The sequence below is a fragment of the Streptomyces sp. NPDC104371 genome, assembly GCF_055583785.1.
Genome location: NZ_JBVJNF010000001.1, coordinates 152,439 through 167,820, shown reverse-complemented (window position 1 = coordinate 167,820; position 15,382 = coordinate 152,439). Strand labels below are relative to the sequence as shown.

Annotated in this window: 16 protein-coding genes; 8 read left to right on the top strand and 8 right to left on the bottom strand. The window is 69.5% G+C overall.

The annotated features are described in order from the left end of the window. Positions 1 to 39: 39 nt before the first annotated feature. A complete protein-coding gene (locus ACZ60T_RS00845; protein WP_469663243.1) occupies positions 40 to 249 on the bottom strand; it encodes a hypothetical protein in 210 nt (69 codons plus the stop codon). 621 nt (positions 250 to 870) lie between these two features. On the opposite strand from ACZ60T_RS00845, the gene ACZ60T_RS00840 reads away from it, so the two are divergent. Further along, on the top strand, positions 871 to 2,358 hold the full coding sequence (locus tag ACZ60T_RS00840) for a cellulase family glycosylhydrolase (RefSeq protein ID WP_469663241.1): 1,488 nt from the start codon (positions 871 to 873) through the stop codon (positions 2,356 to 2,358). Positions 2,359 to 2,409: 51 nt separating this feature from the next. Here ACZ60T_RS00840 and ACZ60T_RS00835 read toward each other — a convergent pair whose 3' ends face one another. Next, entirely contained in the window at positions 2,410 to 3,342 is a 933-nt protein-coding gene (locus ACZ60T_RS00835; RefSeq protein ID WP_469663239.1) for a glutaminase, read from the bottom strand. A gap of 276 nt (positions 3,343 to 3,618) precedes the next feature. Here ACZ60T_RS00835 and ACZ60T_RS00830 point away from each other — a divergent pair, with 276 nt between their 5' ends. Both ACZ60T_RS00830 and ACZ60T_RS00825 read left to right on the top strand, forming a co-directional pair. Continuing rightward, positions 3,619 to 4,206 (top strand): HEAT repeat domain-containing protein, encoded by a 588-nt coding sequence (locus ACZ60T_RS00830; RefSeq protein WP_469663238.1) that lies wholly within the window; start codon positions 3,619 to 3,621, stop codon positions 4,204 to 4,206. A 53-nt stretch (positions 4,207 to 4,259) separates the two neighbouring features. After that, positions 4,260 to 4,589 (top strand): hypothetical protein, encoded by a 330-nt coding sequence (locus ACZ60T_RS00825; RefSeq protein ID WP_469663236.1) that lies wholly within the window; start codon positions 4,260 to 4,262, stop codon positions 4,587 to 4,589. A gap of 140 nt (positions 4,590 to 4,729) precedes the next feature. Here the strand turns inward: ACZ60T_RS00825 and ACZ60T_RS00820 are convergent, their stop codons facing one another. The 3 genes from ACZ60T_RS00820 to ACZ60T_RS00810 form a co-directional block, all read right to left on the bottom strand. Continuing rightward, positions 4,730 to 5,167, bottom strand: coding sequence for a S26 family signal peptidase (locus tag ACZ60T_RS00820; RefSeq protein ID WP_469663234.1), 438 nt, complete (start codon positions 5,165 to 5,167; stop codon positions 4,730 to 4,732). Beyond that, on the bottom strand, positions 5,164 to 7,050 hold the full coding sequence (locus ACZ60T_RS00815) for an ABC transporter ATP-binding protein (RefSeq protein WP_469663232.1): 1,887 nt from the start codon (positions 7,048 to 7,050) through the stop codon (positions 5,164 to 5,166). The genes ACZ60T_RS00820 and ACZ60T_RS00815 overlap by 4 nt, the downstream gene beginning before the upstream one ends. 123 nt (positions 7,051 to 7,173) lie before the next feature. Continuing rightward, complete coding sequence (locus tag ACZ60T_RS00810) at positions 7,174 to 7,341, bottom strand: hypothetical protein (RefSeq protein ID WP_469663230.1); 168 nt, start codon at positions 7,339 to 7,341, stop codon at positions 7,174 to 7,176. A 72-nt stretch (positions 7,342 to 7,413) separates the two neighbouring features. Here ACZ60T_RS00810 and ACZ60T_RS00805 point away from each other — a divergent pair, with 72 nt between their 5' ends. The 3 genes from ACZ60T_RS00805 (at position 7,414) to ACZ60T_RS00795 (ending at position 10,099) form a co-directional block, all read left to right on the top strand. Then, positions 7,414 to 8,121: a MauE/DoxX family redox-associated membrane protein gene (locus tag ACZ60T_RS00805; protein ID WP_469663228.1), complete on the top strand. Its 708-nt coding sequence runs from the start codon at positions 7,414 to 7,416 to the stop codon at positions 8,119 to 8,121. Between the two features lie 112 nt (positions 8,122 to 8,233). Continuing rightward, positions 8,234 to 8,773, top strand: a complete 540-nt coding sequence (locus ACZ60T_RS00800) for a TlpA family protein disulfide reductase (protein WP_469663226.1) — start codon at positions 8,234 to 8,236, stop codon at positions 8,771 to 8,773. A gap of 462 nt (positions 8,774 to 9,235) precedes the next feature. Then, positions 9,236 to 10,099, top strand: a complete 864-nt coding sequence (locus tag ACZ60T_RS00795; protein ID WP_469663224.1) for a phosphatidylinositol-specific phospholipase C/glycerophosphodiester phosphodiesterase family protein — start codon at positions 9,236 to 9,238, stop codon at positions 10,097 to 10,099. Positions 10,100 to 10,167: 68 nt separating this feature from the next. Here the strand turns inward: ACZ60T_RS00795 and ACZ60T_RS00790 are convergent, their stop codons facing one another. Further along, a complete protein-coding gene (locus tag ACZ60T_RS00790; protein ID WP_469663222.1) occupies positions 10,168 to 11,040 on the bottom strand; it encodes an aldo/keto reductase family oxidoreductase in 873 nt (290 codons plus the stop codon). 141 nt (positions 11,041 to 11,181) lie between these two features. Between ACZ60T_RS00790 and ACZ60T_RS00785 the strand changes: the two genes are divergently transcribed. Then, the gene (locus ACZ60T_RS00785; RefSeq protein WP_469664702.1) at positions 11,182 to 11,619 is read left to right on the top strand and encodes a winged helix-turn-helix transcriptional regulator; all 438 of its coding nucleotides are present in this window, start codon (positions 11,182 to 11,184) and stop codon (positions 11,617 to 11,619) included. A gap of 112 nt (positions 11,620 to 11,731) precedes the next feature. On the opposite strand, the gene ACZ60T_RS00780 is transcribed toward ACZ60T_RS00785, so the two are convergent. Both ACZ60T_RS00780 and ACZ60T_RS00775 read right to left on the bottom strand, forming a co-directional pair. After that, positions 11,732 to 12,739 carry a 1-aminocyclopropane-1-carboxylate deaminase gene (locus ACZ60T_RS00780; RefSeq protein WP_469663220.1) on the bottom strand — a complete coding sequence of 336 codons (1,008 nt, stop codon included), beginning with the start codon at positions 12,737 to 12,739 and terminating at the stop codon, positions 11,732 to 11,734. Positions 12,740 to 12,781: 42 nt separating this feature from the next. Beyond that, on the bottom strand, positions 12,782 to 13,492 hold the full coding sequence (locus ACZ60T_RS00775; RefSeq protein ID WP_469663218.1) for a GntR family transcriptional regulator: 711 nt from the start codon (positions 13,490 to 13,492) through the stop codon (positions 12,782 to 12,784). Between the two features lie 1,093 nt (positions 13,493 to 14,585). Here ACZ60T_RS00775 and ACZ60T_RS00770 point away from each other — a divergent pair. Continuing rightward, positions 14,586 to 15,320, top strand: coding sequence for a hypothetical protein (locus tag ACZ60T_RS00770; protein WP_469663216.1), 735 nt, complete (start codon positions 14,586 to 14,588; stop codon positions 15,318 to 15,320). Positions 15,321 to 15,382: the final 62 nt, after the last annotated feature.

Sequence of the window (15,382 nt, the reverse complement as noted above, 5' to 3'; positions counted from 1 at the left end):
CTTCGCCAGCGCGGACTGGGAGCCGTGAATGGCCAGGAGTCATTGCAGGGCGCGGGCTTCGTCGAGTTCGGCGAGATCCTGGCGGTGGATATTGGCGACGAGCGCCGATTCGAGGAGGGCTTCGGAGTCGCCGCCCTGGTCGTCGTCGACCCACGCCTTCACATGGACCAGACCGGCTTCGCGGGCCGCGGCGAGGCGGCTGCTGCCGTCGATGACCACCTGCGTGGTGCGGGTCCAGTTCGCTCTCACGGGTCGCGTTCGCCCTTATGTATGTGTCTGGGCTCATGACCGTGAGGGGTTGCTTCTGCCCGTGCTCCTTGAAACCGCCTGTGAGTTCGGCGAGGTCGCCGAAAGAGGTGCCACGCCTTCGGTGCGGACGCCGGTGCCAGCGGCGACTGCCTGTCGGTGGGCACTCACAGGGGTCGCGGTGGTGTTGTCGAAGCGACCGCCACCTGCGGTGCGTAGGACAGCAGGGGCCGCTTCGGCGAGCCCTCCGACTGTGGCTGCCGGAGCGGCGACAACTGCCGGGAGTTCGTAGCAGATTGAGGTCGACGCGAAACTCGGCGCGGTGTGCTTGAGGCCGATGCCGACGACTGTCTGTAGCGCGTCCGTGACGACCACGGCCACGGCCAGCACCAGCGGCAGAAGGGCTCGCGTACTCCGCGGTGTCAGCGACCAAAGCGTCGCCCTTCAATGTCAACGGGGGCACAGAGCCGTTGGACGCGACAAGCGCTGACGAGTGCCACAACGTCAGGAAGTTGAGCAACTGTCAGGAATTGGCGTCCCGAAGTCTTGCCGTCGCGTGAGCCATTGGCCAGGATCGGCACTCGCCAGGCAACTCCGCCCCCAGCCGACCGCACCGGAGGCACCATGCGTCTGCGTCGCACCGCCACCACGCTCGCCTTCGGCACCGCCCTCCTGTGCGCGCTGCCCGCAGTGGCTCCGGCCCAGGCTCTCAGCGCGCCCGCCCGCATGGAGGCGCCATGGGGAGCGGGGGCCACGACCCGGCCCACCGGCACCGTCACCACGCCCGACGGCGTGGTCCACCTCGCCGACAGCCAGGGCCGGGCGTTGCGGCTGCACGGCTTCAACCTCGGCAAGGACGACATCGTCACCCGCGACCGCGTCGCCCGGTTGGCGCGCGACGGATTCAACCTGATGCGGCTCGACATCCAGTGGGAGAAGGTGGAACCCCGCAGAGGCCGGTACGACACCGCCTACCTCCGCTACCTCGACCAGGTGCTCGACTGGGCCGACCGGTACCACGTCCTGGTCCTCGTCGACTGGCACCAGGACGTCTACGGCCCCGCCTTCGGCCACGACGGCATCCCCGCCTGGGCCACCCGCACCGACGGGCTGCCCTTCGAGCCCGACCCGGACGACTGGTTCTCCGACTACTTCCAGCCCGCCGTCCAGGCCGCCTTCACCCATCTGTACGACGACCCCGACCTGCGCACCGCCCAGGCCGCCGCCTACGCGAAGGTCGCCACCACCCTGCGCGGACACCGCTCGCTGCTCGGCTACGACCTGTTCAACGAGCCCTTCGGCCCCGTCCCCGGGGACCCGACGGACCCCGCCGACCAAGTAGCCGCCTCCACCGCGCTCGAACAGGGCCGGCTGCCTGCCATGTACCGGCGCCTCATCCGGGCCGTCCGCGCCGTCGACCGCGACGCGTGGCTGTTCGTGGAGCCCACCGTCCTCGTCGGCCAAGGCGTCCCCACGAGCCTTCCCGGCTTCGCCGACCCGCGCCCCGGCGCCGCCCGCATCGGCTACGCCCCGCATGCCTACGACACCGCCGTCGAGTCGGGTCAGGACTGGGACCCGGCCGGGCAGTTCATCGAGCGGTACGAAGCCGCCATCGGCGCCTACCCGGCCACACACCGGCTGCCCGTCGTCGTCGGCGAATGGGGGCCGCCCAAGGCCACCACGCCCGGCAACGCCCAGCTCGTACGCCGACAAGTCCTGTCGATGCACGGCTTCGCCACCGGCTGGGCCATGTGGTACGACTGCGACGCCACGGACGGCGGCGGCTACTGCGCCCGTGACCGCGACGGCAGCCCCGCACCCGGCAAGGAACCCGCCTTCGCGCCCTACGCCCGAGCCGTCGCCGGCTCTCCGGGAGCCGAGACCTACGACCCGGCCGCCCGGACCTACACCCTGACCCTGACCGCCACGCCCGTGACCCGCGGCGCCTGGACGACGCTCACCCTCCCCACCGCCGCGTACCCCAGAGGCGCGCGCATCACGGTGGAGGGCACGCGCGCCACGGTCGTTCACAGCGCCCCCGGCGAGGCGGACGTACTGCTTCCTGTGGCACGCCCCGGCACCGCGGTCACCGTGACCGCGACGGCACGCTGACGCCGCCCGGCTCCTCGCCGAAGGCCTCGGCTGGTTCCCCGGAAGCGTCTTTCAGAACACCGACAGGTCAGTGAGGGTCGTGAAGCGGTCCAGGGCCGCCACACCGGCCACGGAGTTGCCCCGCTCGTCCAGGCCCGGACTCCACACGCACAGCGCGCACCGGCCCGGCACGACGGCGATGATGCCGCCGCCGACGCCGCTCTTGCCGGGCAGCCCCACCCGGTAGGCGAAGTCACCGGCCGCGTCGTACGTCCCGCAGGTGAGCATGACCGCGTTGACCTGCTTGGCCTGGCGGCTGGCGAGCAGCCGGGTGCCGTCCGCGCTCAGGCCGTGCCGGGCGAGGAACGTGGTGGCCAGCGCGAGGTCGGCGCAGGAGGCGGTGATCGAGCACTGGCGGAAGTACTGTTCCAGCAGGATCGGCACCGGGTTGTCGATGTTGCCGTAGGACGCCATGAAATGGGCGAGGGCGGCGTTGCGGTCGCCGTTCACGGTCTCGGACGAGGCGACCTCCTCGTCGAAGTCCAGCCCAGGGTTGCCGCTCTCGGCGCGCAGGAAGCCCAGCAACTCGCCCGCCGCGTCGCCGGTACGGGTCTGGAGCCGGTCGGTGACCACCAGGGCGCCGGCGTTGATGAACGGGTTGCGCGGGATGCCGTTCTCGTACTCGAGCTGTACCAGGGAGTTGAAGGGGTTGCCGGAGGGTTCGCGGCCCACGTGCTCCCACAGTTCGTCGCCCTCGCGCGCCAGGTCGAGGGCAAGGGTGAACACCTTGGTGATGGACTGCGCGGAGAACGGTTCCCGCCAGTCGCCCACGCCGTACACCGTGCCGTCCAGTTCCGCGACGGCCATGCCGAAGGCGCGGGCGTCACGGGCCGCGAGCGCCGGGATGTAGTCGGCCGAGCGCCCGCGGCCGGGCGTGTGCCCGATCTCCTCGGCGACGCGCTCCAGGACCGGCAGGTAGGTCGGGGACGACGTCATGATCGCCATTCTGCCCCCGGGCCGGTCCCGGTGCGCTGCGGTGGTGCGACAGGAGGCTGCGGGAACACCATCGCTGTCCGCCACATCGCCGTCCGCCACGGCACGAGCGCAGACCTCTCCTTCGCCATGGCCGCCCACCACTTGCCACTGGCCCGGCGAGATGGGCCCCGGTCACACCAACGGCCTCGGCCGAAACGGTGCCCACGTCATTCAGATGGAGACCGATTCCACCGAACCGAGTACGCAGTACAGTGGGCCGCGCCTACATTGATGGGAAGGGGAGACATGTCGACAGCGGTGCGTGTGGTGCTTCAGCGCGAGGTGACCCTGGAAGCGGTGGGTGTTCTCTCCTGGCGTGAGGACTGGAACACCGTTGCGCTGAGTCGTAAAGGTGAGCTCCCGGAGCGCGAGGTCTGGCAGACGAAGAACGGTGACACGGTCATCACGTTCCTCGGAGACCACATCACTGGACTTCGTTATCTCGTCATCGACGGAGCGCAGCAAGAGAGTGTCCTTGACCTCGTGACCGGTCAATTCCCGTGCTGGACACACGAGGAGGCGCTGGACTTCCTGTCGCAGGCGCGGGACCGGGACGAGAAGATCCACGGTATCTACCTGTCCGCGGTGAGCGCGCCCTCCCGCGAGGGCGGACGCCTCGCGGCTGACTTCCGGGAAGCCTCCTCGGATCCGGACCCGGACGTACGCCATGCGCTGCTGGTGGCGATCGGTTATCTGGGCTCTTGGCCGTCCCTGCGTGAACTCGCCGCGTCCATGCGGAGCGACGATCCCGACGACGGTGTGCGGCGCGATGCCGGCTACTTGCTCGAGGGGCTCGAACTTGACGCTGTTCACGGTGGGGGAACAAGCGGGTGATGCCTGTCGGGCTCACACGAACTGTCCGTCAACGGGGGCGTCAGGAGACGCAGATGGGTATGAACACGGCCGCCTATGACGACGGTGGGATCCGGTGCGACGATCAGGGGCTCACCATCCGCCGCTACTACCTTTGGGGAGCGAAGCGGATCCGTTACACCTCGATCAGGGGCGTCGAAACACTCCCTCTGACCGGTCTGAACAGGGTGCGGAAGTGGCGGATCTGGGGCTCGGGAGACTTCGTCCACTGGTGGAATCTCGATCGGAAGCGGCCCAAGAAGAACGTCGCGCTTGTGATCGACGTCGGACGCCGCGTGTACCCCACGATCACTCCGGACGCCCCGACCACTGTCGCCCGGATCCTCGCCGAGAGGATCAACTGAACGAGCTGGGTGGTCAACAGGCCATCAGTGATGGGCTGTTGACCCTCTGCGTTGGAGGGGGGTCCGCTCCGTTCCGTCATACGGTTCAGGCCAACCGCGATTCCATCCGCGGTCCTCAGCAGCGAACCCGTACACCACTCTCAGCCGCCGCCCAGCCGGTTGAGTACCACCCCCAGCAGATCCCCCTCCGCCACATACCCGAAGTGCCGGGAGTCCTGGCTGCGCAGGGCGTCCCCGCGCACGACCAGCGCACCGGGCGGAACCACCGCGTCCTCGACCGTGTCACGCACTTCGGGCGGCACCGCGTCGCCCGCCACCGCCGAGACCCGCTTGACCAGCCAGTCCAGACGATCGTCCCCCTCGCCGTACACGAACGGGTTCCGGAAGACCACCGCGTCACCCACCCGCGCCCGCGTGGTGCGCCGCACCACCAGCCGGTCGCCGTCCGCGAACGTGGGAGCCATGCTCGACCCCGTGACCCGGACGATCGAGAAGCGCGACCGCAGCACACGGTAGGAGAGCAGCAGCACACCCGCGCCTGCGGCGACTGCCGCCCCGGCCCGCGCGACCCCCGTCATACGACCGTCCTCTCGTCCGGGGCCCGTTCATCGAGACCGTCCGTGTAGCCCGACGCCTGCAGGCTGAACAACCGGGCATAGTGCCCGTCCAGCTCCATCAGCTCGGCGTGGGAACCGAGTTCGCCGATCTGCCCGTCGACCAGCACCGCGATGGCGTCCGCCTCGCGCAGCGCACCGAGCCGGTGCGAGACCAGCAGCGCGGTCCGCCCCCGCCGGTGTCGGCCGAGGGCGCGATGCACCTCGTGCTCGGCCTCCGGATCCAGACCCGAGCTGGGCTCGTCGAGGATTAGCAGATCGGCGTCGGCGCGCATCAGCGAGCGGGCCAGCGCGACCCGCTGCCACTGGCCGCCGGAGAGAGTGACCCCCGGCGTGCCGTCGTCCTCGTCGAGATGGACCCGGCTGAGCTGGGTCGCATACCCCTCGGGCAGCCTCCGCAGCGTCTCGTCGATGCCCGCTTCCGTCGCACTGGCGCGGATGCGCTCCAGATCGTCCCGGTGCGGCAGATGACCGATGCCTATGTTCTCGGCCGCCGAGAGGTCGTACGTCATGTAGTCCTGGAACGTGACACCGATCCGACGGCGCAGCTCCGTCACGTCCATGGTCCGGATGTCGGTGCCGTCCCACAGGATCGCGCCCTTCTCGGGGTCGTAGAACCGGCACAGCAGTTTGATGAGGGTGCTCTTCCCGGCCCCGTTGCGGCCCACCAGGCCGAGCGCGGTCCCCGCGGGGATGGTCAGGTTCACCCCCCGCAGCACCCAGGGGCCGGCCGGGTCGTAGCGGAACCAGACGTCCCGCAGTTCTACGCCCGCGGTGAGCGCCGGGGCACGGTCCTCGCCCCCGGGCAGGTCGTCGGGTTCGTCGAGCAGATCGAGGTAGTGGCCGAAGAGGCGGGCACCCTCGGCGGCCATTCCGGCCTGGAGCACGATCCCGGTGAACGCCCCCTGCACCCCTGCCGCGGCGGCGATGAACAGTGTCACGTCGCCGACCGTGAACCTCCCATGGGCCGCGCCCACGACCACCACGACCGTACCGAGCCCCGTGACCACCGCGTTGAGCGCGGCGAAGCCCGCCTGCACCAGGGCGCCGCGCCGGGCCACCGCGAGTTGGGCCTCGGTGGCGTCGCTCAGCGCGCGCACCAGCCGCCCGTTCAGGAAGCCGCCGAGCCCGAACAGCCGGATCTCCTTGGCGGCACGGGGGTCCGTCAGCAGCGAGCGGTAGAAGAGATGCCGGCGCAGCCGGGCCGAACTCAGCTCCCAGACCACCACCTGACGGCGAGCCAGCGAGAGCCGGGCCAGCAGTGCGGCACCGCCGACGAGGAACAGCAGGCCGGTCATAGGAGGCCAGACGGCGAGCAGGGCCCCGGTGAAGCCGCTGATCGCGGCCACCGCGCGAACGGCCTCCTGAGTGAACATGGTGACGTTGTGCGGCGCGTCCTCCGAGGCCTGCTGGGCGAGCCGCAGCCGGTCGTGGAAGGCGGGATCCTCGAACCGCCGCAGTCCCCGGAACCGGTCGACCTTGGCGAACAGGGTCCGTTCGACTTCGACGATGAGCCGCCGACGGACCAACTCGTCGAGGTAGGAGGCCAGTTGCATCAGTACGGCCACGAGCGCGGCGAGGACGGCTGTCGTGACACCGAGGAGGACGGCCTTGTGGGTGTCGGTGTGTGTGCCGCGGCCGAGCTCGTCGAAGAGCAGCTTGGTGAGCCAGGCGATGGCCGCCGGCATCACCCCGACCCCCACGGTCGTGGCCAACAGCAGCGAGGCCCCGAGGGGGGTCGCACGGAACTGCAGGACGACCACCGCCCAGGCGGCACGGGCCCTGAGCCGGTTCCCCGGAGGCGCGGTGGCCTCCGGGGAACCGGCCGATGGATCGCGAGACGCCATCAGTTCGCGCGCTGCCTGTCGGGCACGAGTCGCAGCGGCCGGTGGCCCATGCTGCCGATCACGCGCTTCATGTGTACGTCCCGGTCATCGGTGTGATGGTGCGAGCCGTGGCACGGGGCTGTGTCAGCACGTGCCGCTCACGACGCAGGGACCGTTGCAGCTGTAGATGTACTTCTTGTGGCTCGAGCACTTGCAGAACGAGCCGTGCTCGGGGACGCAAGCGCCCGCCTTGTCCTCCTTCAGTAGCACGCCGAGGAGTTTGTCGCCCAGCTTGCCGATCACACGGGTCATCGTGGACCTCCGTCGAAAGAGTGGAGACCGGAACCATGGGTGAGATCCGGACGGGGCAGAAGTTACGCCGCGATGTCAAAGGAGCGCAAGAGTAAGCAAGTTGATGAATTACCTAAAGATTACTGTGTGGCAACTGATCTCGAATGTGACCACTGTTGCTCGAGTCGACTTCGGTCTACATTGCCGTTGGCCCGGTCGTCTCAGGGAGGTGGGCTGCACGTGGCGTATGTCCTGTTAGCGGTGCGACTCCTCATCGGTGTCGTATTCGCGGCATCCGTAATCGGAAAGGTGCGCGGCGTCGCGGCGTTTCGCCGTTTCGAGGAAGCCGCCCGCGCCATGGGGGTGCCGACCAGGCTGAGCCGTCCGGTGGCGGTGGCCGTGGTCGCGGGGGAGTGCGCCGCCGTGCTGCTTCTCGCCCTGGGGCCGGGCGGCGCGCCCGGCTTCGCCCTGACCCTGCTTCTGCTCACGGCCTTCACGGTGGGAATCGTCCGTACGCTGCGGAGCGGGACCAAGGCGTCCTGCGCCTGCTTCGGAGCCTCGACCGCGCCGATCGGCCGCCGCCATGTGGTCCGCAACTCCGTGCTGCTCGCCCTCGCCGCGTTCGGCCTGGTTGCCGCGCTGTCGGGGACGGCGATGCCCTCCGAGGCGGCGGGCATCGCCGTCACCGCGTTCGGCGCGTTGACGGGCGCTCTGCTCGTCATCTTCACGGACGAGCTCGGCACGCTCTTCGAGGACGACGCTCCCCGCACCCCGAGCCGGGTCCGCAGGACCTCCCCGTAGCTGCCGCACCTCGTGCGGGCCGCGTCCGACCCAGGCGTCGGGCTCGCGCGTCGCGCCATCCGTCCTGGCGGCCAACCCGCCCCCACGATGACACGAGACCCCGGAGTCACCCATGCCCTATCTGGTCACCGCCGTCGTCCTGATCGCCGTGCTCTGCCTGCTGAACCTGCTGCTCACCTTCGGCGTCATCCGCAAGCTCCGTGCCCAGGTCAAGGAGAAGGCCGACCGGGTGGTCGACGGGCTGATCATCCCGGTCGGCTCGGCCGTGCCCGGCTTCTCGGCCGTCACCACCGCCGGTGAGCGCGTCAGTCGGGACAGCCTCGGCGAGACCATGCTCGGCTTCTTCACGCCCGGGTGCGAGGCGTGCAAGGAGCGGCTGCCGCTCTTCGTGGACCAGGCCCGCGCGGTCACCCGTGAGACCGGCCGCAGTGTTCTCGCCGTCGTGCACGGCACCGAGGAGGAGACCCGTGCGCAGGTGGCCGCGCTGTCCGAGGTCGCCCATGTCGTGGTCGAGTCGAACGACGGTCCGTTGGGCGAGGTCTTCGACATCACCGGCTACCCGGTCTTCGGCCTGATCGACGCCGACGGCACCCTGTCCGCCACCACCTTCGACCCGGCTCGCATTCCCGCGCCCTCGACGGCCGCGGTCTGACTCTGACTCGGGATATCGAATTCCTCGACTCCGACTCCAACTCCGATTCCGATCCCGACGCCATGATCCAGATTTCAAGATCCAGATTCCATGACGCTGTGGAGCGGCGTTTCGGGAACGGAATTTGAGGATCCGCTGTGAGAAGACCGGCCGTTTGAGATCACCGGCCGTGCTGCTGCCTGCTGCCTGCGGCCAGGCCCCGGCGCCGGGGGCAGGTCGGAAAGGGATAGGTGCGGACACTCGGCGCAATACCCGGCTGGAATTCCCCGCCGGGTATTGCGCTGGTGGCGATGCCCGAGAACCGAAGAGGGCGTCCGCATCCGCGCGAACCCTCCTCCCGCCACGTCCGCCGAAGTGAACCGGCGAAGTCAATCAGGCCAACTCACGCTCCACACAGGCCCGTTCGAGCGCATTGGCCCCCATACTCACTGGCATACATACGGCACTCCAGGGAGGCAGAGCATGCTCCACACCACCCGCCGCAGAGCCCTCACCACCCTCGGCGCCGCCCTCGTCGGCGCTGTCACCGCCCCCGCGGCGTACGCACAGGGGAGTGAGCGCCGCCGTGACCCCCGCCCGCTGCGCCATGCCCACGCGCACAACGACTACGATCACGCCCGGCCCCTGTTCGACGCGCTGGACCACCGTTTCGGCAGCGTCGAGGCGGATATCTACCTTGTCGGCGGGCAGTTGCTCGTCGCCCACGACCCGGCGGATCTCGACCCCTCCCGCACTCTCGAATCGCTCTACCTCCAGCCCCTGGCGCGGCGCATCAAGGCCAACCACGGCTCCGTCTACCGCGGTTGGCGCGAACCCCTGCAACTCCTCATCGACATCAAGACGGACGGCGCGTCGACCTACCTCGAACTGGACCGCCGCCTCCAGCGCTACCGGCACCTGTTCACCTCGTACGCACACGGCAAGGTGCGCCCCGCCGCTCTGACGGCCGTCATCTCGGGTGACCGTGCCGCCCGCGGCCCGATGGAGGCCCAGAAGGTGCGCCACGCCTTCTACGACGGGCGGCTGTCCGACCTCGGCACGGCGACCCCGGCCACCTTCACCTCACTGATCAGCGACAACTGGACCCTCAACTTCACCTGGCAGGGCGACGGCCCGATGCCCGCCGCCGAGCGCGACAAGCTGCGCGGCATCGTCCGTGCCGCCCACACGCGCGGACAGCAGGTCCGCTTCTGGGCCACGCCGGACGAGCCGGGCCCGGCCCGCGACGCGCTGTGGCGTGAACTGCTCGCCGCCGGCGTCGACTTCCTGAACACCGACGACCTGGCCGGCCTCGAAACGTTCCTCGACGCCCACGACATGGCGTAGGCCCTCCCCGGCGAGGACCAGGTGAGGCCGACACGTGAACGGTGGCTTCGTAGTTGCTTGTGGGCCGTTCAGCGGCCGATGTCGTCCAGTTCGGCCAAGTCCTCATCAGAGAGGGAGAGTCCCGCACCGACGATGTTCTCGCGCAGGTGTGCCGTAGAGGACGTGCCGGGGATGAGCAGGATGTTCGGAGATCGCTGGAGCAGCCAGGCCAGAGCGACGGACATCTGTGTCGTCCCCAGTTGAGCGGCGACCGTCGAGAGCGCCGAGGACTGAAGCGGGGTGAAGCCTCCGAGAGGGAAGAAGGGCACGTACGCGATGTCGTCACGGGCGAGCCGGTCGATGAGCTTGTCGTCGTGACGGTGGGCGAGGTTGTACATGTTCTGCACGCACACGATCGGCGCGATGCTCTGTGCCTCGGTGACCTGCTCCTCGGTGGCGTTGCTGACCCCGAGGTGGCGGATCAGGCCCTGTTGCTGGAGTTCCACGAGCGTCTCGAACGCTTCGGCGAGCGAGCCGGGTTGGGGACCTTCGGCGTTGCCGAGTCGGAGGTTGACCAGGTCGAGTACGTCGAGCCGGAGGGACCTGAGGTTGTCGTGGACCTGGCGGCGTAGATCTTCGGGACGTCGGGCCGGAGGCCAGCCACCCTGTTCGTCGCGGGTCGCGCCCACCTTGGTCACGATGTGCAGCGACTCGGGGTAGGGGTGCAGTGCCTCGCGGATCAACTCGTTGGTGACGCGCGGCCCGTAGGCGTCCGCGGTATCGATGTGGGTGACACCGAGGCCGACCGCTTCACGCAGTACGGCCAGGGCACCCTCGCGATCGGCGGGCGGCCCCATGACCCACGGGCCGGACAGTCGCATGGCACCGTAGCCGAACCGGGTGACGGTCAGGTCACCCAGAGTCCAGGTGCCACCGGGAAGAGAGAGGGAGGGCGTGCTCACCGTGTTGCCTTTCGTCGTGTACTCGGGGGGTGGCGTCCGCCGCCTCCCTGCATCAGCATGGGAGAGGAACTTCCCTTCGGAAAGTAGGCACTTGGGAGTGCGTAACCCACCCATCGGTGAGAGGTGCGATCAGTGACGACGATGAAGGCGGCCGAGAAGAGGGCTCAGGCCAAGGTGGAGTACAACGCGTTCCTGGCAGGGTGCCCCAGCCGGCAACTGCTCGACCGGATCTCGGACAAGTGGGTCGTCCTGATCCTGTGTGCGCTGGGCGGTGACAACAACCCAGGACCCTCCGGCGCAGCGCACGCAGCCACTCCGAAGGCGATGCGCTACTCCGAGATCTCTCGTCTTCTGGCCGGGGTCAGCCAGAAGATGCTGACCCAGACGCTACGGTCGCTGGAGCACGACGGTCTGCTCACCCGCACCGTGACGCCGACCGTCCCTGTCACCGTCTCCTACGAGCTGACCGACCTCGGCCTCTCGCTCCACCACATGACGCGCGGACTCAGAGACTGGGCGCAGACACATATGGCCGAGGTCCTCACCAACCGCGAGAACAACGACGCCCGCACCTCCTGAGATCGGGCTGGCGTGGACCCTGCGGAACCTGGGGGGGCGGGCACCCATCATCGGCGCCCGCACCCCTGCGCGGTTGAAGGACAACCTGAAGGAGTCGGCCTGGTCTGCCGCGTCAGTGGAAGGCGCTGCTGTAGGCGTTGAGGGCGGGCTGGCCGCCCAGGTGGGCGTACAGGACATGGGAGTCCTTCGGGATGTCTCCGCTGCGTACGAGGTCGATGAGTCCGGCCATGGACTTGCCTTCGTACACCGGGTCGATGATCATGCCCTCGAGGTGTCCGGTGAGCCGGATGGCATCCAGGGTGGACTGGACGGGAATCCCGTAGTAGTCACCGGCCCAGCCTTCCAGGACCGTGATCTCGTCGTCGCGCAGGTCCCGGCCGAGGCCGATGAGTTCGGCGGTGTTCCGGGCGATCTTCTCCACCTGCGCACGGGTCTCGGCTGTCTTCGCCGAGGCGTCGATGCCCAGCACGCGGCGGGGTCGGTCCTGGCCCGCGAAGCCGGCGATCATGCCCGCTTGGGTACTGCCGGTGACGCTGCACACGACGATCGTGTCGAAGAAGACGCCCAACTCGCGCTCCTGCTGCTGCACTTCGGAGGCCCAGTTGGCGAAGCCGAGGCCGCCGAGGGGGTGGTCCGAGCCTCCGGCGGGGATCGGGTACGGAGCGCCGCCGGCGGCCCGGATGTCCTCCAGAGCCTGGTGCCAGCTCTCCTTGAAGCCGATGCCGAACCCTGCCTGTACGAGACGTACGTCGGCCCCCATGATGCGGGACAACAGGATATTGCCGACCTTGTCGTTGACCGGGTCCGGCCAGTCCACCCAACTCTCCTGTACCAGCACGGCCTTCAGCCCGGCCCTGGCGGCGACCGCGGCCACCTGGCGGGTGTGGTTGGACTGCACCCCGCCGATGCTGACCAGGGTGTCAGCGCCCTGCCGGAGCGCGTCGGGGAGCAGGTACTCCAGCTTCCGGGTCTTGTTGCCGCCGTAGGCCAGCCCGCTGTTGCAGTCCTCCCGCTTGGCCCAGATGCGGGCGCCGCCCAGGTGATCGCTGAGCCGTTCCAACGGGTGTACCGGGCTGGGGCCGAACAGCAAGGGGTAACGCTCGAAGTCGTTCAGGGACATGGGTGACTCCTTGCAGGGATGCGCCCGTTGTCCGGGCTGGGGTCAGTGTGAGGAAGTAGCGCTGCCGCGACCGGTGGGTGGTTCCTCGTCATCGAGGAGCATGGTGTCGAGCAGCGGCAACAGCGTCTGCCAGTTGGTCCGGGTTGCGGCCACTGCCCCGTCGACATCCCCGGCCTCGCACAGCGCGATGATCCGGTCATGCTGAGCGACCGAGCCGCGACCGCTCAACGAGGAGAAGCGCAAGCGCTCCAGACGCCGCAACACCGGTGTGAACTGCTCGAGGACGGTGCGGACGGCGGCGTTCGCGCAGGCGGCCACCGCAACGCCGTGGAAGTCGTCATCAGCGGCGAGCGCTGCGCCGACGTCGTTGCGGCGCAGCGCGTCGGCGAAGCGCGCGTTGGCTTCGCGCATGGCGTCAAGCTCGGCCGCGGACAGGTGGGGAACGGCCTCGCGAACAGCGAGTTCATGCATGGCCGCCGTGACCGACTGAGCGGCGCGCACAGCCCGGACGTCCAAGGGACTGACGATGGTGTAGCGGCCGGGTTTGGTCTGCACCAGACCGGTCTGCTCCAACCTCGCCAGAGCCTCCCGAACCGGCGTACGACTGACGCCGAGCCATTCCACCAGGTCACCGTCGTTGAGGCGTTCCCCGGGAGCGAGTGTGCCCTCGACGATGGCGTCTCGAATCGCCTGGTAGGCCTTCTCGCGAAGGAGCGACCTGGAAACGAGCCCTCGGCTCTGCGGAACTGGCATGCAATATATTGCATGTTGCGGAGCCACCGCTGTCAATAGGCCCGACTGGTGGTGCTGTTGCTGTGGGCCTTCGCCGCGATCGTGGGCGGCTACGCGGTGCTGCGTCGGCGCGACGCCTGACCACCGGTGCCCCGGTTTCCGGGGCGACGATCACGCAGTCCACACCGTGTGGTGGCCCACAGCTGACCAACTCCCTTTCAGATGACCGGTCATCGGCCGCCGTCCCGTCGTACCGGACACGTACGACGTCGCCTCCGCCAGCCGGTAGCAAGGGATCGGAGCATCGGCACGCAGCCGGTTCGAGCGAACCGTTCGGCGAACGCCCGCAGGGGCGCGGCCCCGCACTGGCTCTGAGCCGTCGACGTTGTACCGCCGCGGCGCACTGGACGGGCTGTCGGCCCCACGCGGCGGCGACGGTCGCGGAGTTCGCCCGTTCTGCTGAGGTGCGGGGCGGCATCTGGTTCAATTCAACCGAGGAAGCCGCGGTGTACCTCTGGGAGGATGTGGCGTGGTCGCGCCCGGTGGACCGAACGAGCCGAAGGGCGCCCTCTCCACGTCGATCCTCCGTCGGCTCCAGTCGCTGCGGGCGGCGCTCGCGGAACATCCCCAAACGCCCCATGCTGAGCGCGAGTTGGCGGCCGCGCTCATGAAGCGGTACGGATCGGGGGCGCCCGAGCAGCGGGACGGGACCGTCGCGGTCCGGATGGAGCCGGACAGGACGGTGGAGGTCCTGGTGCTGGACCCGGACGTCGAGCGAGCCCCCCGACAGATCGTCGAGGAGGTTTGCGCGCTCCAGGGCTGCTCGCCGCAAGAGGCCCGCCTGTGCTCCCAGATCTGGTACGCCGAGAGCCGCGAGCCCTGGATGACAAGCGAGCACGTCGCCCTCTCGGCGGCCTGTCGTACGGCACGGGACCGCCTGCCGCGCGTGCACCGCCCGCGAGTGGGAGTGGACCGGCTTCCCCACCCCGGACACCGTCATGGAGCTCGCCGACGCCTACTCACTGGAACCGGTGTTCCCGTCGGCCGCCCTCCATGTCAGCGCCGGTACGCACCAGGCGTGGCCCCGCCCGAGAGAGAAGCGAGAAGAGATCGTATGACTGCGCATGTCCCGCCCGCAGGTGCCGACGCCACCGCCGAACTCGCCGCCGACGCCCTCGTCCGGGCCCGCGCGGTCGGCGATCGCGGGGCGGAGGCACGGGCGCTGTGCGACCTGGGAGCGGCGCTGACCCGGGCCGGCCGGGAGAGCGAGGGCCGGTATCTGTGCCGCCGCGCCGCGGGCCTGGCCGCCGAGGTCGGCGACCGGCAGGCCGAGGAGGCGGCGTTCGGTGCGCTCGGCCACCCCCTTGCCGAGCTGGATGCGCTCGGGGAGCGGTGGCGGGCCGTGTTGCTGGAGGGCGGGGACGAGACCGGCTTCTTCGCGAGCCCCGCCGCCGCGCGGTCCGACTCGTCCTACGCCATGGGCGGGCGCCCGGACGACGCCCCCGTCAGACTCACCGGCATCCCGGTCGTCGAGCTTGCCTGCGGCTTCGTCGCGGTGAAGTTCCTCGGGCCCTTCGTGGAGAGCTTCGCCGGCAAGCTCGGCGAGCGGCTGGGCGAATCAGCGGTCACCGCCGTGGGCCGACTGCGGCTGCTGTGGGACCGTCGCAGTGGCCGCCGGGACCTGGACGTCCTCACGCCCGGCGGGCGTACGACGCTGGTCCTCCCCGAGGACTTCGACGACGCCGCGCGCCTCGCGGCTATCGACCTGAACCTCGGCGCGGACGGCGTACGCGGAGCCGAACTGCACTGGGACGCCGACACCGGCACCTGGCGCCCGGCGAGCAACTGACCACAACATCAACGAAGATGGGGGACCAGATGCCTGAGCAAGCCGTGTGCGACACCTGCGGC